This is a genomic window from Lysinibacillus xylanilyticus (genome assembly GCF_001183605.1).
Classification (GTDB): domain Bacteria; phylum Bacillota; class Bacilli; order Bacillales_A; family Planococcaceae; genus Lysinibacillus; species Lysinibacillus xylanilyticus.
Window position 1 is genome coordinate 196,276 of the sequence record NZ_LFXJ01000013.1, and the last position, 25,733, is coordinate 222,008.

Annotated in this window: 22 protein-coding genes; 20 read left to right on the forward strand and 2 right to left on the reverse strand. The window is 37.4% G+C overall.

Annotated features, from left to right (window positions below):
* Positions 1–94 precede the first annotated feature (94 nt).
* The 13 genes from ACZ11_RS24005 (at position 95) to ACZ11_RS24055 (ending at position 15,830) form a co-directional block, all read left to right on the forward strand.
* Positions 95–5,134 (forward strand): phage tail tape measure protein, encoded by a 5,040-nt coding sequence (locus ACZ11_RS24005; protein WP_049669054.1) that lies wholly within the window; start codon positions 95–97, stop codon positions 5,132–5,134.
* Positions 5,131–5,943, forward strand: coding sequence for a distal tail protein Dit (locus tag ACZ11_RS24010; protein ID WP_049669055.1), 813 nt, complete (start codon positions 5,131–5,133; stop codon positions 5,941–5,943). The genes ACZ11_RS24005 and ACZ11_RS24010 overlap by 4 nt, the downstream gene beginning before the upstream one ends.
* A gap of 23 nt (positions 5,944–5,966) precedes the next feature.
* On the forward strand, positions 5,967–8,759 hold the full coding sequence (locus tag ACZ11_RS24015) for a methyl-accepting chemotaxis protein (RefSeq protein WP_049669056.1): 2,793 nt from the start codon (positions 5,967–5,969) through the stop codon (positions 8,757–8,759).
* Between the two features lie 34 nt (positions 8,760–8,793).
* A complete protein-coding gene (locus tag ACZ11_RS26475) occupies positions 8,794–9,036 on the forward strand; it encodes a hypothetical protein (protein ID WP_049669057.1) in 243 nt (80 codons plus the stop codon).
* A 309-nt stretch (positions 9,037–9,345) separates the two neighbouring features.
* On the forward strand, positions 9,346–10,086 hold the full coding sequence (locus ACZ11_RS27145; RefSeq protein ID WP_049669058.1) for a hypothetical protein: 741 nt from the start codon (positions 9,346–9,348) through the stop codon (positions 10,084–10,086).
* Between the two features lie 96 nt (positions 10,087–10,182).
* Positions 10,183–10,368, forward strand: a complete 186-nt coding sequence (locus tag ACZ11_RS26100; protein WP_134008646.1) for a hypothetical protein — start codon at positions 10,183–10,185, stop codon at positions 10,366–10,368.
* 12 nt (positions 10,369–10,380) lie between these two features.
* Positions 10,381–10,821, forward strand: coding sequence for a hypothetical protein (locus tag ACZ11_RS24030; protein WP_049669059.1), 441 nt, complete (start codon positions 10,381–10,383; stop codon positions 10,819–10,821).
* On the forward strand, positions 10,821–10,931 hold the full coding sequence (locus ACZ11_RS27325; RefSeq protein ID WP_269079341.1) for a CD1375 family protein: 111 nt from the start codon (positions 10,821–10,823) through the stop codon (positions 10,929–10,931). Before ACZ11_RS24030 ends, ACZ11_RS27325 begins: the two co-directional genes overlap by 1 nt.
* Before the next feature lie 164 nt (positions 10,932–11,095).
* On the forward strand, positions 11,096–12,928 hold the full coding sequence (locus tag ACZ11_RS24035) for a phage tail spike protein (RefSeq protein ID WP_049669060.1): 1,833 nt from the start codon (positions 11,096–11,098) through the stop codon (positions 12,926–12,928).
* A 20-nt stretch (positions 12,929–12,948) separates the two neighbouring features.
* Complete coding sequence (locus ACZ11_RS24040; protein WP_049669061.1) at positions 12,949–13,143, forward strand: hypothetical protein; 195 nt, start codon at positions 12,949–12,951, stop codon at positions 13,141–13,143.
* Positions 13,144–13,235: 92 nt separating this feature from the next.
* Entirely contained in the window at positions 13,236–13,640 is a 405-nt protein-coding gene (locus ACZ11_RS24045; protein ID WP_049669062.1) for a phage holin family protein, read from the forward strand.
* Positions 13,637–14,305, forward strand: a complete 669-nt coding sequence (locus ACZ11_RS24050; protein WP_049669063.1) for a M15 family metallopeptidase — start codon at positions 13,637–13,639, stop codon at positions 14,303–14,305. The genes ACZ11_RS24045 and ACZ11_RS24050 overlap by 4 nt, the downstream gene beginning before the upstream one ends.
* 514 nt (positions 14,306–14,819) lie before the next feature.
* Complete coding sequence (locus ACZ11_RS24055) at positions 14,820–15,830, forward strand: S-layer homology domain-containing protein (protein ID WP_049669064.1); 1,011 nt, start codon at positions 14,820–14,822, stop codon at positions 15,828–15,830.
* Between the two features lie 39 nt (positions 15,831–15,869).
* On the opposite strand, the gene ACZ11_RS24060 is transcribed toward ACZ11_RS24055, so the two are convergent.
* Entirely contained in the window at positions 15,870–16,556 is a 687-nt protein-coding gene (locus tag ACZ11_RS24060; RefSeq protein WP_236690941.1) for a ZIP family metal transporter, read from the reverse strand.
* A gap of 323 nt (positions 16,557–16,879) precedes the next feature.
* Between ACZ11_RS24060 and ACZ11_RS24065 the strand changes: the two genes are divergently transcribed.
* A complete protein-coding gene (locus tag ACZ11_RS24065) occupies positions 16,880–18,568 on the forward strand; it encodes an FAD-binding protein (RefSeq protein WP_049669066.1) in 1,689 nt (562 codons plus the stop codon).
* 121 nt (positions 18,569–18,689) lie between these two features.
* Here the strand turns inward: ACZ11_RS24065 and ACZ11_RS24070 are convergent, their stop codons facing one another.
* Positions 18,690–19,370, reverse strand: a complete 681-nt coding sequence (locus tag ACZ11_RS24070; protein ID WP_049669067.1) for an NUMOD4 domain-containing protein — start codon at positions 19,368–19,370, stop codon at positions 18,690–18,692.
* Between the two features lie 619 nt (positions 19,371–19,989).
* On the opposite strand from ACZ11_RS24070, the gene ACZ11_RS24075 reads away from it, so the two are divergent.
* From ACZ11_RS24075 to ACZ11_RS24095, 6 genes are all read left to right on the forward strand, one after another.
* The gene (locus tag ACZ11_RS24075; RefSeq protein ID WP_049669068.1) at positions 19,990–20,433 is read left to right on the forward strand and encodes an SACOL1771 family peroxiredoxin; all 444 of its coding nucleotides are present in this window, start codon (positions 19,990–19,992) and stop codon (positions 20,431–20,433) included.
* 445 nt (positions 20,434–20,878) lie between these two features.
* The gene (locus tag ACZ11_RS24080) at positions 20,879–21,517 is read left to right on the forward strand and encodes a sugar transferase (protein ID WP_236690936.1); all 639 of its coding nucleotides are present in this window, start codon (positions 20,879–20,881) and stop codon (positions 21,515–21,517) included.
* 90 nt (positions 21,518–21,607) lie between these two features.
* A complete protein-coding gene (locus tag ACZ11_RS27330) occupies positions 21,608–21,730 on the forward strand; it encodes a glycosyltransferase family 4 protein (protein ID WP_135811380.1) in 123 nt (40 codons plus the stop codon).
* A 300-nt stretch (positions 21,731–22,030) separates the two neighbouring features.
* Entirely contained in the window at positions 22,031–23,713 is a 1,683-nt protein-coding gene (locus ACZ11_RS24085; RefSeq protein ID WP_236690937.1) for a GNAT family N-acetyltransferase, read from the forward strand.
* A complete protein-coding gene (locus ACZ11_RS24090; protein ID WP_236690938.1) occupies positions 23,694–24,440 on the forward strand; it encodes a hypothetical protein in 747 nt (248 codons plus the stop codon). The genes ACZ11_RS24085 and ACZ11_RS24090 overlap by 20 nt, the downstream gene beginning before the upstream one ends.
* Positions 24,428–25,453: a polysaccharide deacetylase family protein gene (locus ACZ11_RS24095; protein ID WP_049669071.1), complete on the forward strand. Its 1,026-nt coding sequence runs from the start codon at positions 24,428–24,430 to the stop codon at positions 25,451–25,453. Before ACZ11_RS24090 ends, ACZ11_RS24095 begins: the two co-directional genes overlap by 13 nt.
* Positions 25,454–25,733: the final 280 nt, after the last annotated feature.

Sequence of the window (25,733 nt, forward strand, 5' to 3'; positions counted from 1 at the left end):
TGAACTTACAAGTGATTTTGATGAAATGGAGGAGGTTACTGCTGATGAAATTTCTTGGTTGTGATCTATTCTCCAAAAAAGGCGGTGATGAAAAATGGCGGAGATTGGTGCTGTTGAACTTAGTCTAAATACTTCTAATTTCGATGGATCCATTGAGCAATCTATTAGGCGATTAACCGCAATGGGGGCAGAATTACAGGCTTTACAGGCGCTTGGTACTAACTACGAAAACTCTATGGAGGGTTTATCAAAAAAACAAGATATACTCACACGATCAGTTGAAGCATCGAACCTTAAACTAACGGAGCAACGTAATAAATATGAAGAATTAATAGCCTCCGAGTCAGCGAATACAGAAGCAATTGAACAACAAGCAATCGCTGTTAATGAAGCTCTTGCTGAATACAATCTTTTAACTACACAGTTAAAAGATGTAGATAATCAATTAAATGTACAGACGTCAACTTGGGATAAATTCCAAGAAGCTGGAGGCAAAGTAAAATCTGTTGGCGAAAGCATATCCTCTATTACAGCCCCTATTAAAGATTTTGGTTCATTTGCTTTTAATGCTGCAGTAGATTTTGAAAGTGCTTTTGCTGGAGTTCGTCAAACGGTAAACACGAGCGAGGAAGGTTTTAAAAAGCTTGAAGATGGTATACGAGGTATGGCTAAGGAGCTGCCAGTTAGTGCTACCGAAATTGCGGGAGTTGTTGAATCAGCTGGACAGCTAGGAATTGCTGAAGAACACCTATTATCTTTCTCACGAACAGTTATTGATATGGGAAATTCCACGAGTATGACCCGTGAGCAGGCTGCAAAGGAGTTTGCTGATTTTGCAAATATTGTTGGAATGGGGCAAGGTGATTTTGACCGTTTAGGCTCTTCAATTGTTGAACTTAGCAGCAAAACGGGTGTTGCTGCTTCTGATATTATGAAGATGGGAATGGGATTTGCCGAGCAAGCTTCTAAAGCTGGTCTAACAGAGGCGCAAATCATGGGACTAGCGGCTACTATGTCTAGTCTAGGGATTAACGCTGAAACCGGGGGAGCGGCGATGACTTCGGTTCTTCAAAAAATCCAAAAAGCAGTAGGAGATGGTGGCGATAGCTTATCAGGATTTGCTAAAGCGGCCAACATGTCTAGTGCAGATTTTAAAAAGGCCTTTGAAACAGATGCTACCTCTGCATTAGATGCCTTAGTGAAGGGGCTAGCTGAGTCATCAGAAGGTGGAGCAAACCTAAAAAGTGTACTTGCAGATCTAGGTGTTAACGGTGATGAAACAGATGTACTTTTAAGCATGGCTGATGCCTCTGATTTGCTATCATCGGCTGTTAATTCATCCTCAGCTGCGTGGGAGGAAAACACGGCTTTATCAGATAAAGCAGCTGAACGCTATAAAACGACAGAATCTCAAATGGCTACAATGAAAAATGAACTAACGGATATTGGAATTAGCATCGGGAATATTTTAATACCGATCGTGAAGAGTTTTTTAGAAAAGCTTAAGCCATGGATTGAAAAGTTTTCTAATCTTAGCGATGGTACCAAAAAGCTAATTACGATTATTGGTGGGATTGCGGCGGTTATTGGGCCAGTTCTTGTAGTATTTGGAACATTAATATCAACGGTCGGTACAATCATTGGAGCAATTAGTAGCCTAGGATCTGTTTTTGCAGTATTAAGTGGACCAATAGGATGGGTTGTAGCTGCTATTGCCGCACTTATAGCTGGCGGTATAGCATTATATAAAAACTGGGATGTAGTTAGCGCAAAAGCAGTTGAAATATGGGAAGGCATAGCAAGCTTTTTCTCAGAATTGTGGACAAGCATTACAGAAGCGGCTTCCGCTGCATGGGAAGGGTTTACCCAACTACTCTCAGACTTATGGACGGGATTAGTAGTAGGAGCTGAAGCAATATGGACAGGCTTGGTAGATCAGCTTGCAGGCATATGGACAAGTATTACAGATGCTGCCTCAGCTGCATGGGAAGGATTTACCCAACTACTCTCAGACTTATGGACGGGGTTAGTAGTAGGGGCTGAAGCAATATGGACAGGCTTGGTAGATTTGCTTGCAGGCATATGGACAAGCATTACTGAATCGACTTCAGTAGCATGGGAAGAGTTTACCCAGTTACTTTCAGATTTATGGACGTCAATAATAGAGGGAGCTATAGAAATATGGGAAGGTATGGTAACCTTCTTCTCGGAATTGTGGACAAGTATTACAGAAATAGCTTCTATCGCATGGGAAGAGTTCACGCAGTTACTCTCAGACTTATGGACGTCAATAATAGAAGGAGCTATAGAGATATGGGGAGGCATAGTAGAGTTCTTCTCAGAATTGTGGACAAACATCACAGAAATAGCCTCTATCGCATGGGAAGAGTTTAGCCTACTACTTTCAGAATTGTGGACGTCAATTGTAGATGGTGCTTTAGTAATATGGGAAGGCATGGTGACCTTCTTCACTGAATTGTGGACAAATATCACAGAAATAGCCTCTATCGCATGGGAAGAATTTAGCCTGCTACTTTCAGACTTATGGACGTCAATTGTAGATGGTGCTTTAGTAATATGGGAAGGCATGGTAACCTTCTTCTCAGAATTGTGGACAAGTATTACAGAAATAGCCTCTATCGCGTGGGAAGAGTTTACTCAACTACTCACAGACTTATGGACGTCAATTATAGACGGAGCGATAGAAATATGGACTAGCTTTGTAGAAAGCCTATCAAATATCTGGACATCAATAGTTGATGTAGCTACCAATATATGGGGCTCTATTTCTTCTGCGATTATCGAAATAGTTACAACTATTATTAATGGAATAGAAGTTGGATGGAATAAATTAAAAGAAACTACCGAAATTGTATTTAACGCTGTTAAGTCATTTTTGAGTGATGTATGGAATAACGTGAAAAATGCGATTGTAGGCACGGTAGGAAGTATTGTTGATTTAGTCGTATCGGGATGGACAAGGTTCAGCCAGATGACAACAAATACATTTAATACGATAAAAAGCTTTTTGAGTAATGTCTGGGAATCTATCAAAACTACGGTAGTAAATACAGCAACTCAATTAGTAACGAGCACTATCCAAAAATTTCTTGATATTAAAGTGGCAATAGAAACAAAGATGAATGAGGCTAAAAGAGTCGTTACTGATATTTGGGATAAAATACTTAGTATTTTCAGAGCCCTCGATTTGCGTAAAATTGGTAAAGATATTATTCAAGGTCTAATTAATGGTATTGGCGACATGGCAGATCTTGTCTGGGATAAAGCTAAATCAATTGCAACATCAATAGGAGATGCAATAAAGAGAACTTTAAAAATAAATTCTCCTTCACGAGTAATGATTGCAATCGGTAAAGGCGTTGGTGAAGGCTTAGCAATAGGGATTGAGAAAGGCAGTGATGGAGTTAACAGAGCCGCTGAGAAATTAGCAGAGGCTGCAATTCCAGATTTAACCGAGCGTTTATCAATTTCTAAAGAGGCCATCGAAAAAGCCCAGCAAATTATAAGCAATGTAATAAAAACCAATGCAGCTGAAATTCAGGCCTTGCATAAAGAAGCTGAGAATAAGAAAGCTGAGATTTCTCAACAGGCTTCAGATAAAATTACAGCGATCAAAAGCAATGCAGCAAAAAAACATGTAGCTCTTACAGCAGATCAGGTAGCCCAAATCAAGAAGATAGAAGAACAATCATTAAAAGACCGCGAAGGAATTACAAATCAATATGCTGAAAAAATGGCAAAAGCAGAATCTAGGTCTGCAGATGTAAAATTCAAAGCCTTAAAAGAATATGTTGAAGCTCAGAAATCGGCTGGAGAAATGTCGGCAAAACAAGAAGCTGAATTTTGGCGCTATAGTGCAACGGCGTTTAAAGAAGGTACAAAAGAAAAAACAAATGCATTAAAAGAGTTCAAAAAAGCGTATTCTGAAATGGTTAAGGAACAATTCGAAAAAGAGAAGGACTCCGTTGAAAAACGTAAAAAGTACAATTCAATCTCTCTAGCAGAGGAATTGAAAATTTATGAACGCTATCTAGGACAATATGAGGCTGGTACAGACGAACGTACGTATTATGAAGAAAAATTTTATAATACGAAAAAAGAAATAAGCGAAAAAATTAAAACTATCAACAACGATTATTTAAAGCAGACGCAGGATGTTAACAAAAAATTATTGGATGAAGAGCAAAAACTTAATGATGATTACAATAAGGCTTTAGATAGTCGTATAAAAAGTATTAAAGGTTACTTTGGATTATTTGATGAAGTTAAAGTAACCGATCCAATTGATTCTTCCAGCTTAACGCAAAATTTAAGTGAGCAAGTGAATGCCTTATCTCAATGGCGAATTGAGTTATCAAAACTTGAAATTCGTGGATTATCAAGTGATATTATCGATGAACTCGAGGCAATGGGCCCGAGTGTCCTTGCACAGCTAGAAGCTTTAAATCGAATGACAGATGCAGAATTGAAGCAATATAAAGACTTGTATGAGAAAAAGCTGCTAATAGCAAGTGAGTCAGCAGTTAAAGAGCTAGAGCCATTAAAAGCTAAAACGGAGGAAAACATTGAGGTTCTACGTAAAACAGCAAATTCGGAATTGAACACTCTAGATAGCGAGTGGCAAAAGAAAATCAAGGATGTTGTTCTGGGAACAGAAGAAACCCTAGGCTCAATGAATGAAGTTGGGAAAAATGCTATTCAAGGTTTAATTGATGGCATGAATGGAATGCAAACAGCATTACAGCAAACCGCAAATAACCTTGTCCAAAATGTTTCGGATACATTAAGTGATGCGCTAAATCTAAAACCAAAATCTTCTCTATTGAAAAAGGTTGGAGATAGTGTAGTCGATGGGTTTGACTCTATTATGAATAAAGCTACTAATGTTAGTAAACTTCTAGCAAATAGTGTTACCCACGAGTCTTCTTCTTTATTGCCAATACAAAAATCCAAGAATAACAAAATATCACAAAATTCAGGGCCTTCAACTATTGTTGTACAATCCATATTAGATGGACAAGTTTTAGGAGAATCTGTTGTAGATGTCGTAAGCGGCAAACAATATAGCAATGCAAGCATTCATGCATTGACGAGGGGGTTAAGTGGTATATGAAGATGATTTTAAAGGATGGCCGTGAAATGCTGATGAGCGACTACAGTTTAAAATTATTAAAATATTACATTCCTTCTGTATCAATAGAGCATCAATCGTCTGAGGTCGATGGTAGTGATGGAGCAATCTTCACGAGCACACGTTTTAGTGGACGAACGATTACTGCGAAATTTATGTATAAAGCATTTGATTATCATGATTTTAAATTGTTTATTGCAGACATTAATATGCTGTTTGCCCGAAAAGAATATTTTTATATTATTTTTGATGCTGAGCCAGGGAAGCGCTGGAAGGTACGTCTTGCAAACAGCTATCAACCAAATGAGCTACTACGAAAAGTAGGAGAGCTCGAAATACAATTTATTTGTGAAAATATTTATGCAGAATCGGTTCCTACAACTTTAGATTTAAAGGAATGGGACATTGATAAATGGGCATGGGGCATGGGTCTTGATTGGGATGAAGATTTAGCCTACTCATTTAATAGCAACCACTTCACAATTAAAAATTACGGAAATGTTGCGGTGGATCCACGCCAAAATGAGCTTGCTATTACTTTAAAAGGTATTTTCAACGATAGCGTTACTATTACAAATAACACTACAGGAGAAGTGTATCAATTGAATGGTGCTTTATCTTCTTCTGATGAATTAAACATTAGCGGAATTCGCTCATTTAAAAACGGTACTTCCGTTTTTAAACAGACAAATAAAAAACTCCTCTCACTAGCAGTTGGAGATAATAGTTTCTCAATCTCAGGCGGTACTGTTCACAGTATCGTTTTTAATTTTAGATTTTTATATATGTAAATAAGGATGGTGAAGAAAAAGACATGGTCATTAATTTACACACGACACAATCACCAGTCAGTCGATCAGAACGAATGAAAATAAATGAAAACTGGCAAAGGATTATTGAAGGGTTATCAAGGTTACAATATCAAGTCAATGTTTTAGCTGGTGGCAAAGAAGTTGAAGATTTACTACAACGTATTGAAGATGCAATTAATAATGCTTATACATCTGTAACAGCGGCAATTAAAGAAAATAATGATGCTACACAAGAGGCAATCAACAATGTAAATATATCATTGGAAGAGGCTCTAGAGAAAATTGCTACAGCTATACAAGAGATAAACACAGCAATTACTAATGCAAATGAAGCTACAACCAATGCTAATCAAGCAACTAGTAATGCTAATACAGCTGCACAAATAGCTAACGACAAAGTGACAGAAGCAACGCAAATGATTGAAAGTTTAGCATCGCTCAAAACTCAATTAGAACAAATCAAACAGCAATTAGTAGCAGTAAATAAAGAAGCGGAAATAGCCATAACAAATGCAAATAATGCTACGCTTGAGACACGTAATGCAATACAAGATACAAATACAGCAATCACGAATGCCGAAGTGGCAACTCAAAAAGCTAATCAAGTTGTGCAAGATATTAACGTAGTTAAAGACGATTTAACACAAACTGTGAATGATAAAATCACCGAAGCAGATACAGCGATCACAAATGCTAATCATGCAACTGATCAAGCTAAACAAGCGGCTGAAAATGTTAAAGGTTGGGGTACAGCCGCAGTATGGAGTGCTACTACACAGTACGAAAAGAATAACATCGTAACTAATAACGGCTCAACATGGCAATCATTAACGACTAATATAAATTCAGTTCCTTCAGAATCTAATACGGACTGGATTTTACTTGCTCAACGTGGAGTAGATGGTACTGGCTCTGTTTCGAAGGTTGCTAGTAAATCTCCTGACGTTGACGGGAATGTATCATTAATTCCAGCCGATATTGGCGCAGAAACTCCTCATGGAGCGCAGGAAAAAGCAAATGGAATTAAGGAGTGGGTGCAGGCACATGGTTTAGGTACTGACAAACCAGGATTGATTGCTTCACCTGATTCTTTATTAAATAAAACTGAGTCAGGCTTTTGGAATGTTAAAAATACACCAGGATCAACTGTATTACCAAACGATACCGAAGATTTTCATGTTTATGTGGGCATGAAAGCGAATGAAACAAACAAAAAAAATTATCAAACATTATTAGCGATCTCTCAAGAAACGGCTAAGACATATACAAGGGTAATTACAAAGGATGGACAAACAAAAGGTCATATAGAAGATTCTGGATGGATTGAAGGTGGAGGCTCAGGAAGCGAAGGGCTTAAAATTAGTGCCGTACCATATGACTTGACTACAACAGAAGAAAACCAAAAATCATGGAATTTACCTGAAAATTCTTATGTTAAAAATAACGACTTCATTATTGTTTTTCATAATGGTTTTTACCTATCCCCTACTTCATGGAATATTTCAGGTGACGCAATTAATGGATATACCTTAAACATCCCTGATAATCCTATAAAAGAACAAATAGAAAACAACGTAAGAATCATAATTTTCAATAACGTCCCTATAGATGGAACAGAACGCTTTAGTGGTAACTTGCTAGAGGATGGTACGGTTTCTATCGAAAAATTAGGTAAGGAAGTTCAAGATGCCATTAGCAATGCAGGTGAAAAAGTAGAAATAGTTAATGATCTTACAACTGGTGGAGCTGATAAGGTATTATCTGCTGAAATGGGTAAAGATTTAAAAAAACAAGCTGATGAAGTCACGCAAACCGTAACAAATTTAGAGCAAATTGTTAATCAGAATCATGAAGAAGTTACTGAACATTTGGCAGATTATGTGAAACACCCCGCGGTGGCCACAACTACATTAGTAGGCAATGTGTATCAAGTGATGCTTAATCCAGCACCTAAAGAGTATGTAAATAGCATGGGATTAGTACTAACGATTGACGCTAGTTACGCTAATGACTATTACATTAAAGTTAATGGGTTGGAAAGCAAAGTGGTTTATACGAGCAAAATAGGTTTAGCTAAGAATGCTAAAGCTGGTGCTATATTATCCTTTAGATACAGTGCTACAGCAAACGGAGGGCAAGGGGCTTTTATCTTACAGGGTGAAAGCGAGGTGGAAATAGGTCAACAAATAATAACTCCGAAGACAACCAATCAAGCGATCCTACAAGGTGTTCACGATGGTACTGGTTATGTCGTTGGTAGTCCAAATTTGCTTTCCTCAAACATAAAAAGTGGTGTTAATCTTTTTGGTGTTGTCGGTAATTATGAACCTTTTGCACTTGGCTTTGGTAGTGGTGCAGAATTCAAAATAGGTTCGACATATAACACTAACCTTAATTTCTTGGGATTGCCGAATTATTTTGGGGATATTCTGACAGGTGAAGTTAAAAGCATGAAGTTTGTATCTACGAAAACCGTGACGGCGAACATTGTTTTCACACTAAAGAGAAGGAAAATCACCGAGATATACCAAGCAGATTGTGATTCTTTTAGTGTGAAAAATGTTACAAAAGGTATTTATTATAGAAATGCATCGGTTATCTTTTCAAGTGGCAAAGATAAAATGGACATAGATGTACACAACGTGGAGTTTATAGAGGGTGACACCTATGAAATTTCATTGTCAGGAATTCGTGACAGCAATTCTGACTATAGAGGAATCGTGACCGGGTGGGAAGTTACATCAAATAGTAATGTAAGTATTTTTATTAATCCACATCTATTAAAGATTATATAATGAGGAATTTGTATTTTAGGTTTTAAGATATATTATGAAAAAGATACAGGAGGTATTATTTTTTATCAATTCTCGAGAAACACAAATCGAATTCAATAGCTACAACATAAACTCAAATCCAGAAACTGTAGAAATTATCAAACTATCTTACGGACAGTATCGAAGTGATTTTGAAATTGAAAACACATGGAAGGTTGATTTAGAGATAGGTCAGATTTTAATTGAGTATCCAACATTTGAAACTCCACTAACAGAACCAGTCAAGCACTTGTTATAGAAAATAAGGAACCGATAGTCAGAAATGATAAAAAATACAAGTTGTCCAAAGCGAATCACTTATGCAATTAATGTTACTTAGAGTAATTAATTTGAGTGCTGTATACAATCTATTTTTACGCAATTGGGAAAAAAGTAGGGCTATGGAAGAGAAAATTGATTTGGGGGTTTCTGTTAATTGCTGTGGAGAAGGGACCGTTAAAATAAAGGAAACTAAGCAAGACAAAATGATGTAATTGTTCCATATTAGTTCAACTAATGCTACTTACTAAGGGTAGCCTATTTTTTATTAAATAAAGGAGTTGATAAAATGTATAGCGGAAATCAAGCTTCATACCATAACCTTAGTGAAAATATGAAGCAAAAACTTGAAGAATTAAAGACCTCTATCGTCAATGACTTAACTACGGGAGGTTCTGACAAGGCATTATCGGCTGAGAGCGGTAAAGAACTGAAGAGTTTAGTTGATGAAAAAGCGAACGGTAAAGATTTAGAGTCTTTGCAAACAGAAGTTACTGAACATTTGGTGGATAATATTTCACATACAGAATGGATAGAAACAGTAGGAGGCACAGCTAATGCATTAACAGCAACCATTGCTGGTATTACAAGCTATAAAAATGGTTTGGGTGTGTCTTTTCCCGTTAAATCAAATAGCACAGCGGCTATGACATTAAATATTAATGGATTAGGAGCTATTCCTATCAAGAAAGCGAATGGCACACCGTTTAGTAATGGTATTACTAACGGTGTTTATACTGTTCGTTACCGTGATGGGGCTTTTATCTTACAGGGTGAAAGCGAGGTGGAAATAGGGCGGCAGATCATAGTCCCAGGCACTACCAACAAAGCGGTCTCTGCAGGTCTGCATGACGGCACAGGTTATGTAGAGGGTAGCCCGAATCTCATAGCCAGCAACATCAAGGTTGGAATCAACATGTTCGGTGTTGTTGGGACCCTTAAGGATGTATCCAGTAATAACTTAGTATTCTCTGAGCACAGCATAAGACCGTCTGATAGGAACCCGAACCCGCAGGTCATCACCCAATAACTACCGGTAGGATATGTACCATTAGGGTTCGTAAACACGATTACATGGTTCCAATATGGCTATCAAGAGAAAGCCGGGTATGGCTACGGGGCTGTGATGTCGACATATGGTTATGTATCGGTAATAGGGTCTAACCGTAATATCAGTATAACAGCTCATGCCACACTAGACGGGGACAGATACAAAGTGACGTACAGCATCTCTGGATCGCCAGTAGATTTTGTTGATATGAATGACGGATACTTCACTGGCGGTATTCAATGGATATGTATCAAACCTTAAGGAGGAGATTATATGATCGGATTCAAGATCTATTACGAAAAAGACACAGGGGACGTCATTCTGACGATTCCAGAGCAGAACGCGGTAGGGGCAATGGAGACAACGAAAGAGCAGGATTTCATCATGTTTTATGTACTGCAAGCCCGCAATCCATCGGCAGTGGACTTCATTCAGCTACCGTATGGTCAATACCGCAGCGATTTCAAAATCGCAAATAGTTGGAAGGTTGATTTAAAGACAGGGCAGGTTCTATTCGAATATCCAAAATTTGAAACGCCTATATCTGAACAGATACATCTTCTGCGGCAAGAAAACGAGGAACTCAAAGTTGAAAATAAAGATTTGAAATTAGCGTTGGCAGAATCAGTAGAAGCACAACAACCAGATAAACTTGAGAATCAATTAGCTGTTGCTGAATTAGTAGAGATACTAACAAATAAGGGGGTTTTATAATGGCTAAATTATATTGGGATTTAATTAAAATGAATTTGCGAACAATTGACCAGGTGCCATTGTTATGGCGAGAAGCTGTACAAGCATTACTCAATAACGAAAACAAGTAAACGCGGCATAAGCTAGCGTTATTTTTTATATCTGTGAAACTTTTAATAATAGAGGTCTAGGTAAGGATTTGTGTGAGTTAATTATTATACAAAAGTTCCATATTGTTCAGTAAACGCTTCTCACATCGAGTAGCGTATTTTTAATAAAAAGAAGGTGATATTTCTTGCTCATTGTATCGAATGGAACGCAAGTTGAACCTATTTTAGAAACAAATTATGAAAAAATTGAAGAGTTGAATGGGGCATTACGTATCTCATTCAGCTCTTTTTTACACGAAAAAAATCCAGGACATCCACTGTTAGATTTTGAAACAATTATTGAAGATGAGGATGGCCATGAATATGTAGTTAAAGATTTCGGTGGTGACACAATTTCTAAAAAGGCGACTGCTGTTCACATATATTTTTCTTTAGCTGATGAGTTTAAATATGATATTTATGGCGGCACACGGACTTTCGATGATTTTATGTCATTGGTTCTTGCTGGGACTGGCTGGACTTTTATCAATGAAGATGTAGACGGGCATCAATTGCTACAGAATTTCGGTGAAGCAAATCCAATTGTTTTGATTGACCAATTATGTGCAGCGTTTAATTGTGAACGTCAAATATTACCTGGTAAAGTTCTTCGCTTCACAAAGAAAATTGGGGCGGATAATGACATGCAATTCCGCTATCGTCATAACATCGAAACCTTATCATATAGCGTAAATACTGCAAATTTAAAAACACAAATTCGTGGGTATGGTGCAGAGGGAATTGATATAACTTATACTTCGCCATTAGCCGATTCACCTAGAATTGGAATCCGCGTTGCAGATCCTATTCATGACGAGAAGATAGAATCTGCTGAAGAAATGACAACACGTTTAGCTAGTGAGCTGCCTCCAGCACCTGAAACGAACATTAAAGTAAAGGTCACAACAGTAGACGGTAATATAGGGGACATGGTTTGGCTTATACATGAGGATCTTGCGCTAGAATACCAAACTCGAATTCTAAGTAAAAAGACAAAAAGAGATTATAGTAATTCAGAGGTAGAGGTTGGGAATACACAAGCGAAAAGTATTGTAGATGCCCTGTTAAATCAACATGCAACTATTAATGCTAACGATAAACGCTATCGTTCTAAATTTGAGCAAACGAATGATCGAATTGATTTAGAAGTAGAAGAAATTGACGCATCGATTGCTGCAATTCATATCCGTGCTGATAGTATTACTCAGAGCGTCACAGATTTAAATAACAATTTAAGTAGTCGCATCACTCAAACAGCTACTGAAATACGAAGTGAAGTAACTGCTCAAGTAACTACAATTAATAACAATATTCAAACAGTCCGAAATGATGTATCTGCTGTTACACAAACAGCATCACAAATACAGTCAACTGTGACTAGTCAACAAACTCAAATCAGTGGATTAGGAACACGAGTTAGCACAGCGGAGAGTAGTATTACACAACAAGCCGATCAGATAAAGTCAAAAGTTAGTGTCGAAGATTTTACGGGTAATACTGTCGTATCTCAAATTAATCAAACAGCAACAACTATTAGTATACAAGCATCAAAGATTAATCTTATAGGTGCTGTCACATTTTTATCTGATATTACGGGTAGGTTAGGAACAATTACAGCAGGAACTATTAATGGTGTTGATATTTATGGAGCTAACATTAACATTCAACAAGATGCTAGCATAGGAAGTACATTGTATTTGCAGGGTACTACTAACAGGGGTATCGTATTTCATGGTAATAATACAATTTATGCTAATGGTACGTATATGGAATTATCTGCTCCTTATGTAAGGTTAAATGGTAACTATAACGAACTTAACGGTTCTAATACTATTTATGGTCAATTAAATGTCCCGCAAGCTACAGGTCTTTCAGGTTTAGTACGAGCAAACTCTTCTGGGATTGGTATTTCAACATCAGGTGGTAATTTGTATGTACAAGTTAATGGTTCTACGATAGGTTCGGTTAAACTAACTTAAATAAAAGGAGAAAGATAACTATGGATTATCAAGTACAACTAAACAATGGACAAGCAATTAATTTGAAAAATGCTGAGTTTGATGCTACGGCATTTACAGCAACATTAAACGATCAAAAAATTTCTTTCGTAAATATTGGTGGGGCCATCATTAATAAGCATATTATCGTGAGTGTATTACCAGCGACAGCCACACAAACAGAAACGCAGTCTTAAGACGGGCGTTATTTTTTATTCAATTTTTAGTAGATGCCTTCCACATATGTGGAGGGCTTTTCTTATGGACTACAAAAGGAAGAAGTGGTGGAGTGGAAAAATGGATAGCGACTTGGAGTGGTTTTATTGGAGCACTTATTTCATATTTGGTGAATGGTTTAGGCATGGCAGTAACGGTTTTAATAGGATTTATGGCGATTGATTATCTCACTGGTATTTTGTCTGGTATAGCTAATCATAATTTGAATAGCCGAATTGGTGTGAATGGTATTATTCGAAAAATCTATTATTTGATGTTAGTTGGATCGGTTTATTTACTAGCTTTAGTGATACCTGGGATTGAATATGCAGGGGATGGAGCGGCGATTGCTTTTTGTGTTATAGAGTTTATTTCTATAACAGAAAATGGTACAAAGATGGGGTTTCCTACACCAATTTTCATTAAAAATATTTTAGCGATTGTCAAAGATAAAACAGGTGAGGGGGACAATAAATGAGTACGAATATAACAACAACATGCAGAGATTTGGCACAATTATTACCGGCTGCACAATTAGCATGTCGACTCTTATTTCAAGAATGCTACAAGGCAGGCATTCGTAACGTTTTTATTACCGAAACATATCGCTCTCAAGAAAGACAAAACTATTTATATGCCCAAGGGCGTACTCGACCAGGACAGGTCGTTACTTGGACGCTTAAAAGCAACCATAGTAGTCGTTTAGCTTGGGATATTGCCGTTGGTCCTCCAAAAACGCTTTATGATGTTACTACATTGAATAAAGTAGGGACTATCGCTCGCAAGCTTGACATTACATGGGGCGGGGATTGGAACGGTAGCATTGACCGACCGCATTTTGAAGTTAAATCGACTTGGAAGATGCCTACGGGTTATAAGTTAGAAGGACAAGTAATTGTTCCTAGCAGTAGCAAAATGACAGTGCAACTAATTGTAGAAGACAAGAAGGAGGTCAACAAAGTGACACAAGTATGGAATCCGGCATCACCAACAATGCGCACAGAAACAGAAAACTATATCGCGCGAGCAATCAAAGAAGGTATTATCCAAGATTCGCATTTAAAAGATTTACAAAGTGGTGTAATGACTACTGACCGATTATTGGGTCTGTATATTACAATTCAGCAACGTCGAGCTAATTAGTTTTAAAGATACCGCCATTATTTTGGCGGTGTTCATTGGCTTGGCGTTTTTTTATTTTTGGGCAATGATATTTTATTTCAAAAATGATTCTCCATTACTTACCTCTACAAACAAAATAGTGTTTAATCTCGGCTATTTCTTTAGATTTCTTCTAACTGGAAACCCCTTCGTTCACTACTAACTACTTTATACCTACTAAAGGGAAAATAGATTTACTACTTTTTCCACATAAATGAAAAAGGGAAATAAAGCATATTTATAGTAGAATGTTCATTCGAAATAAGAAATAATGATACATTTCGTAGGGTTTATTGAGAAAACTACCTAATTACTACCTAATATATTGTAGAAATTAGGTAATATATTCTCTGGGTTTACATGGATATTTAGTAATTTTTTAAGTTGTGAAAAATAGGACTTTTTTATAATTTTGAATAACTTACATATTTTTATAGATTTACTAACAGTTGTTTTAGTACACTGAATTTATGAATTGAAAGGGGCAAGAATAATAATGAAAAAGACACTTTTAGCTGGCGCACTTGGTATTGCATGTTTTACAGGAGGTTTTGGGGTACATGCAAATGCACAAGAAAATATAGATGTTGCTAGCTTTATCCATTCAAAACAGGAAGTTGCGGTGGTTATACCATTACAATCATTGACTTACCAGGACCTTTATAAACAACTGTTAATTTCCGAATTAGCTATTGATCATCGTGGTATTGTAACAACAAAAAATAGTATTACAGCAAAGTGGGCAATAGATTCTGAAATGACTCCACAGGAACAAAAAGAATTTAAAGAGTTGTACGGTAACGCTATGCAAGTAAAATTTACTCCATCTGGGAATTCATTTAAAGGAGAAGTTTTGGTTAAAGGAAAATGGATACCTTTAGATAAGGAAGAATTAAATGAGTTTATTAAAGAACTATTCCGAGATGAAACTATTGATTTAAAACCAGGCGGTTACTTCACAGATTCTATAGGTCACTGGGCTGAGAGCTATATCCAAGTACTTTATCAGTTTGACATTATTAGTGGTACATCTGCTACAACATTTAATCCAAACGGAAAAGTAACACGCGGACAACTAGCTTCTATGATTTTCCGTGCTTCTGGATTAGATGCGAAGGAAGAATATGAAGGTCCTGCTTCATATAAGGATTTGGGGAATTTTGCAGGTGCAAAAGAAGTAGCGATTTTAGAAGCATATGGCTTACTTGATATTTTTGATGGTGCTAATTTTGAGCCAAATAAACCTGCTACACGTGAGGAAATGGCATTTGTAACAGCAAGATATATTGAAGGAACGGACTATGATGTAAGTAAGGTTAGCAAAAATAACCCATTTACAGATAAAAATAAAATGCGTCAAGAAACTGTTGAATCTATCGGATTATTAAAGCAATTAGGTGTGGTTGATGGAGTGAACGGTCAATTTAATCCAAAAGGCAATCTTACACGTGCCGAGTTCTCTAAAATTTTCACACTAACATTAGCGTTATTTGATGATGCTGAGTAATTAATATAAAGCAATCCACATATTTGATGGATTGCTTTTTTATTCGACTAGCATATGAAATGCATGACTTAATAAATAACCTAATAAAATAAATGCTATAAAGGATTTTCGTGATACTGAACGAATATGATGCAAAATAAATTCTGAAATACTGGCGGTTGCGATTAACCCAATCGATACACCCATTAGTACGCCTTGTGCCTTATTAGATAACTCCCAATATTGGCCGATCTGTATAAAAGTACTAAAGAAAATCGAAAATGCTACAAAATAAAGAAAGAGTCTCCATATCCTTTCTCCTTGTGACAGTAATGCTGTTGAAAGTGCAAAGCCTTCTGGTAGATGATGTAGAATAATGGAAGCTGTTATTGCGATACTTAATGCGGAGCTCCCTAGTAACTGTCCGACAGTAAGGCTCATTGGAATAGTGTGGATAATTATAGCGATTGCGAGTAGTGATACAGAGGGATTTTGTGTATGGGAACTGTGAAATATACTATTAAGTATTTCAAACATAAAATAGCCCATCAAAATTCCAAGTAAAAGGCCAAATGATTTGTACATTTGAAAAGAAGAAGGAATGACGTCAACTACAAGTAAGCCAACTAAAAATCCGCCACATAATAATGATAATCCATGAGTTGTATGTTTGAATAGCCTAGAGAATACCCAAGCTAGGGCTCCTCCCATGCTAGCGCTTAAAAATAGAAAACCACCAAGTATCATTGCACTCAATTGCAAAATTCCTCCACCCTATATATTCTTTAAGTCGTTTTAAAAAATATATGCTAAGTAGAAATGAATATGATAGCCGTAAGTTTTAGAAAAATGTTCGTAGTATTAATTACTAAAAAGTAAAAGGTTATTTTATCGATAAATCTATTTTTAGGGGTATTTCTATCGAAACCTGCGAAATCGAACCGGAGAAGACACCAATTACAAAGTTGATGGTGTTAAATTGACTGAATATTATTTAAATTCTATACTCGTAAGTAGTAATACCAGATTCATTGATTTAGTAACTACTAATGAAGGTGAGGAATGTAAGTATGAAATGGGATGCGAGTTATGATGTGGTAGTAGTAGGTTCAGGGGCAGCCGGGTTAACAGCAGGTCTGACAGCAAAGCTACAGGGTATGAAATCATTAGTCATTGAAAAGACTGAGCGTTATGGCGGGGCATCTGCCTTGTCTGGTGGAGCACTATGGATTCCAAATAATCATGTGATTAAGAGTGAAGGTGTTCCTGATACACATAAACTAGCGCGTTTATACTTAGATTCAACCATTGGTGATCGTGTACCAGAGGCTTTAAAGGAGGCTTATATTAAACGAGGACCAGAAATGTTAAGGTTTTTAAATAACCATACTAGGCATATGCGTTTCCAATATGCTAAAGGATATTCAGATTATTATCCTGAAAAACCAGGTGGCTTACCTCAAGGACGGTCGATTGAGCCAGTTATTTTTGATTTGAAGAGAATGGGGTCATTAGCAGATACGATGCGTCGTTCGGCATTGTCTACTAAAGGCTTTACGATGAATAGCTATGAATTTCATAAGGTGAATATGATAAGACGCACGATAAAAGGGAAAACAACTGCCTTAAAATTAGGCATGCGATTGGTGAAGTCGAAAGTTAAAGGAAGTCTGCCTGTTGCATTAGGGGAAGCATTAATTGCTCGTTTACGAATGTCACTTGCAGAAGCGAATGGAGAGCTGTGGATTTCGACTGCATTTAAAGATTTTATCGTTGAAAATAATCGGGTGATTGGTATCGTAGTTGAACGAGATGGGCAGGAGATGCGCATCGAGGCGAAGCGTGGGGTTGTCCTTTCTTCAGGTGGTTTTTCTCATAATCAAGCATATCGTGAAAAATATTTGCCAGCACCAACAAACGCAAAATGGACTTCTACACCAGAAGGACAAACAGGAGATATTATCGAGCCAAGTGTGAAAATAGGAGCGACACTAGATTTAATGGATAAAGTATGGGGAGCACCTTCTGTTATTGATCCACAAGGACATCCTTTCTTCCTTGTTGCAGATCGCGGGGTTCCTAATATGATGGTTGTGGATGGTGCTGGAAAACGTTACTTGAATGAAGCGGCACCTTATCATGAATTTGTAGACAATATGCATTGTCACCATCAAAAAACGAACGATGCTATACCTTCTTGGATAGTAATCGATGCAACAGCAAAGAGTCGCTATATTTTCACAGGATTTTTCCCAGGACAAGCTTTCCCAAAAAGCTGGATTGAGAATGGCATAGTGAAAAGTGCACAAACAATTAAAGAGCTTGCCGAACAAATGAATGTTCCTCCAGAAAATTTAGTGGACACTGTAGAGCGCTTCAATGCCTTTGCTCGTAATGGCCGTGATGAAGATTTCCATCGAGGAGATAGTGCCTATGATAATTATTATGGAGATCCTACTTTGACGAATCCGAACCTAGCAGAGCTTAATAATGCTCCATTTTATGCACTCCCTATATATCCAGGAGATATTGGGACTAAGGGTGGCTTAGTAGTGGATGAGCATGCTCGCGTTGTAAAGTCGGATGGTACGGCAATTGAAGGGTTGTATGCATCGGGGAATTGCTCAGCCTCTATAATGGGCGAAACGTATCCAGGACCAGGTGCAACATTAGGGCCTGGTATGACATTAAGCTATATTGCAACAACGCATATGGCAAATGCAGTGAATCAGGAAGAATCGACTTTGCTAAAGGTATAAAGAGCCTGTAAAATTGATACCTTCAATCAAAAGGTGAAAATTATTGAACAACTATAGCAATTTACACTCTTAATTAAAAAAATCCCTAGCGTCAATGCAACGACGCTAGGGGTTAATATGATTAAAAGTGTATACCTGGTTTATCAGATAGCTTACAGCCTGTTCCGTATTTCGCTTTTAAGGCACCTTTAAAATTAGTTTGTTCAAGTTCTGAGAATGCTTGCTTCCAAATCTCAAATACATTGTGACTTGAAGCAGTACCTTCTTTTGTTAGTCGAACAATATGGAAACCATATTCATCGTTGCATCGAGCTAATGGACGATTTTCACGCACTGTAATGATTCGACCGCTCTCTGTAACATCGTATAAGCCCTCGTAACCTGAAATAGCACGTCTTTCTTCATTGATGTCAGCTGCTTTTTCTACTTTTTCTTTTTTTGCTTCTTTGACTTCCTTTTTTTCAACAGGCTTAGCAGCTTCTTTAATTTCAGCTTTCTCTGCAGGCTCAGCTATTTCGTTGACTTCAGCTTTCTCTACAGATGTAGCCTCTTCTTTATTTTGAGCTGCAAGCTGTTCCACAATGACGAAATCTTTATTAGAAGCTTTGTCGCTCAGTGTCGCCATTACGTTCATAATAGAACCAACATAACGTACTGGTTTATCTTTACCTTCTTCGAATACGAAAATATTATAATCGGTTTTATTCATCTTTCTCATAATAATATTACCTGTTTTAGTAGTAAAACCGATAAATTTGTTCTTTTTAAGTGCTTGTATTGCTTCTTGCTTTGTTAAAATCATTTTTTAAATCTCCTAAAGAATTGTTTTTTCTATTCTACCATAAAATCAGTGTTCCTGTTTTTCTTAAATATTGGATGTTTTATTATTGCCATGATAATTCTTTATGATGCCGAGAGAAGAAAAGTGTTTATTGCAATAGAGTGGGGTGATTTCCGTTCCGACTGGGCGTGTCCGATGAGCTGCTAATCTCCAATGAGTACATATCTACCATAAACCTTTTCCGATTTTTGGTGATGAGACTGGTAAAATCTTTCGTAGGGAGAAATTGAGTTGTATGTAAAATCGCTCAGGCAACCTTGCAAACTGAATAGGTAGGTAATAAAATTGGTCGGGTAATTAATAGAACTGCTCGGGTAGCCTCGAAAAGTGATCGGGTAGAACGTAGAACTGCTCGGGTAACCCAGAAAAGTGATCGGGTAGAACGTAGAACTGCTCGGGTAACCCAGAAAAGTGATCGGGTAGAACGTAGAACTGCTCGGGTAACCCAGAAAAGTGATCGGGTAGAACGTAGAACTGCTCGGGTAACCTCAAAAAGTGATCGGGTAGAGCATAGAACTGCTTTGATCCCAAAGGTAACTGATATAACCTATAACTACATAATCAAAAGGAGGATTTAATTATGGTACAACATTTATTTACTATGAATTTAAACTGGTCGGAGGGGAGAAATGGGACGGGGAATATTGTTGCGAACAATCTAAATACGAAAATTTCTATTCCTCGAGAAATGAATGGACCAGGGATTGGGACAAATCCTGATGAAATGCTACTTGGAGCGGCAGCAACTTGCTATTTAATTACACTGGCCACACTTCTTGAAAATTCGAAGATTGCTGTGTTGGATTTGTCTATGCAAGCTGAAGGTTTTGTTGATGTGACGAACGGTGTTTTTACTTATGAGAAAATCGTACATAAGCCAAGAATTGTTGTACAAAATTTATCTGAGCGAGAACAAAAAAGAATTAATCGCTTAGCTGAGAAGGCAGAACAAACATGTATGATTAGTAAGGCATTAAAAGGAAATGTTCAAATTACATGCGATGTACAAATTATCCAAGAGTGAAAAGGGACATCTCCATTGATTGGCTGAATATAATAAAGTTGGGGGTTATTCAAAAATGATTTTGAAATAACTCCTTTTTTGATTTATTACTAAAAATTTGAGACGAAATCTATTAAAATGTGTGGCATTTTTAGTAGGCAGATTGGGGTAGAGCTGGTGACTTCTTTGCTATAGCTTCGCATTCCGCACAGCAAACCCCGTTGTTGCCGCTTCGCTTTCGCACAGACAAACCCAGTTGTTGCTGCCGCTTCGCTTTCGCACAGACAAACCCCGTTGTTGCCCCGACACCCCTAGGAGAACGCCCAGTCGGAACTGAAATCAACCACGTTATAGTGATATGCTTCTTTTTTTACATATTATTATGAAATTGCTTTTTCAAAAGTAGTTCTATAAATGTCCCAAATGAATATATAAAGTTAAGTGCTAAAAAAATGCAAAGGATGATGTGTTGCAAGAGCAGTCGGCTCAGACTATTAAATTTTATAGTCAGTACGGGAAAAGAATTTTTGATATTGTGGGGGCACTCCTATTACTTTTTATTACCATTCCTCTTATGTTAGTAGTATTCCTCATTTTACTTATTAGCACAGGCCGCCCTGTTTTTTTTAAACAAATTCGTACCGGACAAGATCATCAGCGCTTTGTTATTTGGAAGCTACGGACAATGACCATACAGGCAGTTCCGGTGAATATGCCTACTATGTGTGCAGAAGGAATTCCGGATGATTACTTTTTTAAAACTGAACAGGATGTACGAATAACGAAGGTTGGGGCCTTTCTTCGGAAGTTAAGTATTGATGAAATTCCACAGCTCATTAATGTCTTAAAAGGAGATATGAGTATTGTTGGCCCACGACCAGAAGTACCAACCATCACAAACGCTTATAACACATTACAGGCACGGCGTTTAGAAGTAAAGCCAGGTTTAACAGGGCTTGCTCAAATTAACGGCCGCTCTAATATTTCTCACGGGCAAAAAATTTCATATGACCTAGAATACGTTGATTGTTATTCCTTTTGGATGGATTTTAAAATTATCATCAAAACACTTTATGTAGTTTTATCGAGAGCAGGTGCTTATTAAGGAGTATTAGGTTCTGAAAAAATTGCTCCTGCTCATAAAATGCAGACGATTCATAATGGCATTTACCAAATAAAGAAGCGAGTAGTACCTATGAAAGAAAAAGAGGAGCATCCATTAATCGTGATGGTCGCTCGTTTTGAAGTGCCAAAAAGACAGGATTTATTGCTAGAGGCTTTAGCGAGTTTTCTGATGTACCTTGGCGCCAGCAATTGATAGGTAATGTTCACTTCGCCCTAGTTTAGAAAAATTCGTTATCGATAAAGGATTAATAGATTGTGTCTCATTTTTGGGCAAATCTTTACTTGAGGAAAGTCATTTATTTGTCTTGCTATCATATTAGGGGGCTTACCAATTCCAAGTATTGAAGAACTCGAGCAGGACTTCCGATTATCGCCACGAATGTATGTGGGGGATGCTAGTGCACGTAGTTTTTTAAGGAATTTTACGTTTCTACCAATGTATTAAAAAACTCTATTTGTCTACGAAAGGCTGTATTAAAGTCGGCTAAGAAAGGTGATTAACTTGCAATTAATTCGCATTCGAACTGATGATGAGCTTATGTGGTACAAGGATATTTGGGATGAAATTTTAGCAGCGGAGGACAATGATAATCCATTTATAGAATTAGCATGGTTTTTTAACTGGTGGCAAATTGTTGGGCGAAGAGAGCGTGTGGAGCTCTATGCCGTTGAAGAAAATGGGACTATCATTGCCTTTTTCCCCTTCTTAGTCCGACTTCGATGGGGAATACGAATTTATGCCTTTGTGGGAGAAAATATTGCGAATTATTCAGGTGTTGTAGCGAAAAAAGAATGGCTGTTGCCCGCAACGACCTTTGTCTTTGAGCAGCTCATTGAAAAGTATAAACATCTACTATTTTCGTTTCATGGATTATTGGAAAGCAAAGACACTACAAAGGTCATCGAGCAATATTTTGTTGAAAGGCAGTTACGGCCGAGTATTTTTCGTGAAGTGACTCCGTATCTTGCCTTTCACGATGTAGATTTTGCTAACTATTTCAATCAACGTAGAAAAATGCATAGTGTGGATAAAAGAGAACAGAAGCTACAAAAATTAGGCTCATTAACGAGGAAAACCCCTTCGCAGGACGAGCTTTGGCAAATGTTTAGATTATTTGATCGACGATGGGCTAAAAAAATAGATACAAGTGATTTTACGAAAGGGAAGAAAAAGGATTTTTTCGAACGGTTAACGCTTCTTAAAGGGGAGACATTGCAAGTCGAGATAGACGCACTTGTTTTTGAAGATCAATGGATTGCTTTCACCTACGGAATTTGCTGTCGTGGACGTTATGTAACTTACGCACTTGCACATGAGCCGACATTTAATATATTTGGGCCAGGCAGATTAGTGAATCAGGAAACTATTAAGCGAACCCATTCTGAAAATTATCGCTTGTTCGATATGAGTATTGGCTACGAGCCAGATAAATTCGATTGGCGCTCTAATATTGATTTTACAAGGCGTATGCTCGTAAGCAGTGGCACGAAACGAGCAAAGCTATTGGCGAGTTGTTATACGCTGAAAGAGCGACTCAAGGAATTATTAAAAGGTAATCATCGTGTCGTGGAATGGAAGCGCAACACTCTAGGTCAATTACGTTACTTAGTAAAGTATGGAAAAGTAAAAGATTGGCTAGAATATGGGCAACTGTTCGTAGAAAAATTTATTCGTTTTAAGCAAGTGGATTTGTATGAATTATCCCCATCAGATAATGTTACACCGCAACGACCTGTAGGAGATTTGTTTGAGGAGTTGTCGATACAGGAGGCGATGCAACTCGATGAGGAAGAAATTATTTCTCTATTTTATAAGGGATACTCCATTTACAAAGATTCTTATGCAGAAACGAATAAGCCTGCGTTTGCGTTACATGCGGTGAACTGGCGTGTAGACGAATTGCAAATTGTTGAAGCATTGCCAAAGCAGACATATTTTTTAACCTATGATGTTTATAAAAATATCGATATTATCACAGCCTTTTTCAAAAAAATGAAACCTGCACAAACACTTTGGGTTACTGCAAGCTTTTGGCAATGGCGAAAGCGTAAACGATTATTGCAGCTAGGCTATAAACGTATTTCTCGAATGAAACATTTTAAATGTGCTCGTTTTGAGCGAAATCATGTAGAAAAATACACAGAGAGTGGGGGCGATGTTCATTCTGTCCATTAAAAGTAAGCGATGGAATATCGCAATGCAGCATTTTTATTTCGTAGAGAAGCCAGCCAATGTTAGAAAATCAATGAAGGTTGTTGGATATACAAATTCACTTGTACCTAGCCGTAAGCTTGTTAAAAGCGAAACGGTTCATATTCACCTTACAGATAGTGAGTTATCATTGTATCTTGCTCTTTCAGAAAGTAATCGGAAAATTCTTCGTCGTGCACAAAAAGAGTCCTATCAAGTTTTTATTTATAAAGAACCATCAGATGAAAATTTACGAGCCTTTCAACAGTTTTATAATAACTTCGCAAAAAGGAAAAAACTCGAGCTAATTAGTAAGTCTCAAATGGAAGCTATTACGCTCTTGAAAAATAAAGGAGCACTATGGCTTTCTGAGATTCGCAGTATTTGTGGACAAACACTATGCTATAGACTCGATATTGTATACGCTAAAAAAGCGATGTCCTATTATGTAGCGACTTGTCATTCACAATTGATGCCAGAGCATTTAAAAAGACCAGTTCGTTATGCAAATCGTTTCTTACTATGGCATAATTTATTGCATTTTAAGGAGCAAGGCTTTGTTTTATATGATATGGGGAAGCTGACAGATGATCAAAATGTTCGTGCATTTAAGCAAGGCTTCGGTGGACAAGTCGTCGATGTATACTCCGGCTACATTACCCAATCAAAAATACGTGCACTGTTACTGGGCGTGCAAAAATGGAGGAAGTAGTAATTGAAGTAAATCGTGGAGGTCTTGTCATATCATTGGATTTTGAGCTAAATTGGGGTGTCCACGATGTTTTTAAGTACGGACAATACAATAAAAATTTATATGGCGTGCGTGAGGCATTGCCTAAAATACTAGAGTTGTTTGAACAATATGACATTCATGCGACTTGGGCAACAGTGGGGCTATTGTTTGCAGAAACAAAAGCTGAAATGGCCCACTACTTAAGAGGTATTCCAATAAAATATAAAAACATGCGCTACGCGGCACATACACAACTTGCAAAAGTAGGAGAAAATGAGCAAGAGGACCTTTTACATTTCGGCAAATCTTTAATTGAGAAGATTAAACGTACGCCACATCAAGAATTAGGCAGTCATACATTTTCACATTTTTACTGTTTGGAAAATGGACAAACTGAAGCAAATTTCCGTGCAGATTTACATGCCACTGCAATGATTTGTGAAGAAAATATCAGACCGATGAAATCGATTGTATTTCCACGTAATCAAGTGAATGAAGCATATTTCCCAGCGTGTCAGGAAGTGGGGTTTGTATGCTATCGAGGAAATGAAAAACATCCGTTGTACGATCCTCAAAAATTTACGAAAAAAGGTCGACTAGTAGGTGCAAAAAAATGGCTGGATAGCTATGTTAATGTAACGGGAAATCATCTAGTAACGCTAGAAGAGATGCAAAAGGATTCCTTTATTAACATTCGTTCAAGTGCATTTTTAAGGCCCTATTTTAGCCCTTTACGATTTTTTGAAGGCTTAAAAGTCCAACGTATAAAAGAGGGAATGCATGAAGCTGCAAGGTCTAAAGCTTTTTATCATTTATGGTGGCGCCCACATAATTTTGGCAAGAACATTGAAAAGAATTTGGCTATGCTTGAGGAGCTTTTACAGTATTATCAGGAATTGCATAATCAATATAACTTTCAAAGCTATACGATGTACGAGGTCGCAGAGCTTTGCCGAACTTTATCCCGCAAAAGCCCGATTAGTGAAGACTAATAATTAGTGGGATGAAAAAATACCAAAAAGTAGCAAACTAGAAAACTGCCTAGTGTGCTGCTTTTTATGTTATAGGGGTAAGTTGGATGTATTCGAAATCAAGAGGGGAAGTACCAAACTTTGACGAAATTGTATGTACAAATGGTACTATTAATATCAAAGGTAATTCTCTAGGTATATTTATAGGAACAATAAAGTAGTATAGGGCAATTGACTTCAATTCGGCTCATCGGACGCTCCCAGGAAGCTTTGCTCTGTGTGAAAGCGAAGCGTCAGCGAC

Excerpts from the sequence above, each read along its gene's own strand:
- ACZ11_RS24070 (WP_049669067.1), bottom strand. The coding sequence starts at position 19,370 with ATGATTTTAACAAAGCAAGAAGCAATACAAGCACTTAAAAAGAACAAA.
- ACZ11_RS26100 (WP_134008646.1), top strand. The coding sequence starts at position 10,183 with ATGTCGACATATGGTTATGTATCGGTAATAGGGTCTAACCGTAATATC.
- ACZ11_RS27325 (WP_269079341.1), top strand. The coding sequence starts at position 10,821 with ATGGCTAAATTATATTGGGATTTAATTAAAATGAATTTGCGAACAATT.
- ACZ11_RS24040 (WP_049669061.1), top strand. The coding sequence starts at position 12,949 with ATGGATTATCAAGTACAACTAAACAATGGACAAGCAATTAATTTGAAA.
- ACZ11_RS26475 (WP_049669057.1), top strand. The coding sequence starts at position 8,794 with ATGAAAAAGATACAGGAGGTATTATTTTTTATCAATTCTCGAGAAACA.
- ACZ11_RS24030 (WP_049669059.1), top strand. The coding sequence starts at position 10,381 with ATGATCGGATTCAAGATCTATTACGAAAAAGACACAGGGGACGTCATT.
- ACZ11_RS24015 (WP_049669056.1), top strand. The coding sequence starts at position 5,967 with ATGGTCATTAATTTACACACGACACAATCACCAGTCAGTCGATCAGAA.
- ACZ11_RS24050 (WP_049669063.1), top strand. The coding sequence starts at position 13,637 with ATGAGTACGAATATAACAACAACATGCAGAGATTTGGCACAATTATTA.
- ACZ11_RS24075 (WP_049669068.1), top strand. The coding sequence starts at position 19,990 with ATGGTACAACATTTATTTACTATGAATTTAAACTGGTCGGAGGGGAGA.
- ACZ11_RS24065 (WP_049669066.1), top strand. The coding sequence starts at position 16,880 with ATGAAATGGGATGCGAGTTATGATGTGGTAGTAGTAGGTTCAGGGGCA.
- ACZ11_RS24055 (WP_049669064.1), top strand. The coding sequence starts at position 14,820 with ATGAAAAAGACACTTTTAGCTGGCGCACTTGGTATTGCATGTTTTACA.
- ACZ11_RS24010 (WP_049669055.1), top strand. The coding sequence starts at position 5,131 with ATGAAGATGATTTTAAAGGATGGCCGTGAAATGCTGATGAGCGACTAC.
- ACZ11_RS24095 (WP_049669071.1), top strand. The coding sequence starts at position 24,428 with ATGGAGGAAGTAGTAATTGAAGTAAATCGTGGAGGTCTTGTCATATCA.
- ACZ11_RS27145 (WP_049669058.1), top strand. The coding sequence starts at position 9,346 with ATGTATAGCGGAAATCAAGCTTCATACCATAACCTTAGTGAAAATATG.
- ACZ11_RS24060 (WP_236690941.1), bottom strand. The coding sequence starts at position 16,556 with ATGATACTTGGTGGTTTTCTATTTTTAAGCGCTAGCATGGGAGGAGCC.
- ACZ11_RS24090 (WP_236690938.1), top strand. The coding sequence starts at position 23,694 with ATGTTCATTCTGTCCATTAAAAGTAAGCGATGGAATATCGCAATGCAG.
- ACZ11_RS27330 (WP_135811380.1), top strand. The coding sequence starts at position 21,608 with ATGAAAGAAAAAGAGGAGCATCCATTAATCGTGATGGTCGCTCGTTTT.
- ACZ11_RS24005 (WP_049669054.1), top strand. The coding sequence starts at position 95 with ATGGCGGAGATTGGTGCTGTTGAACTTAGTCTAAATACTTCTAATTTC.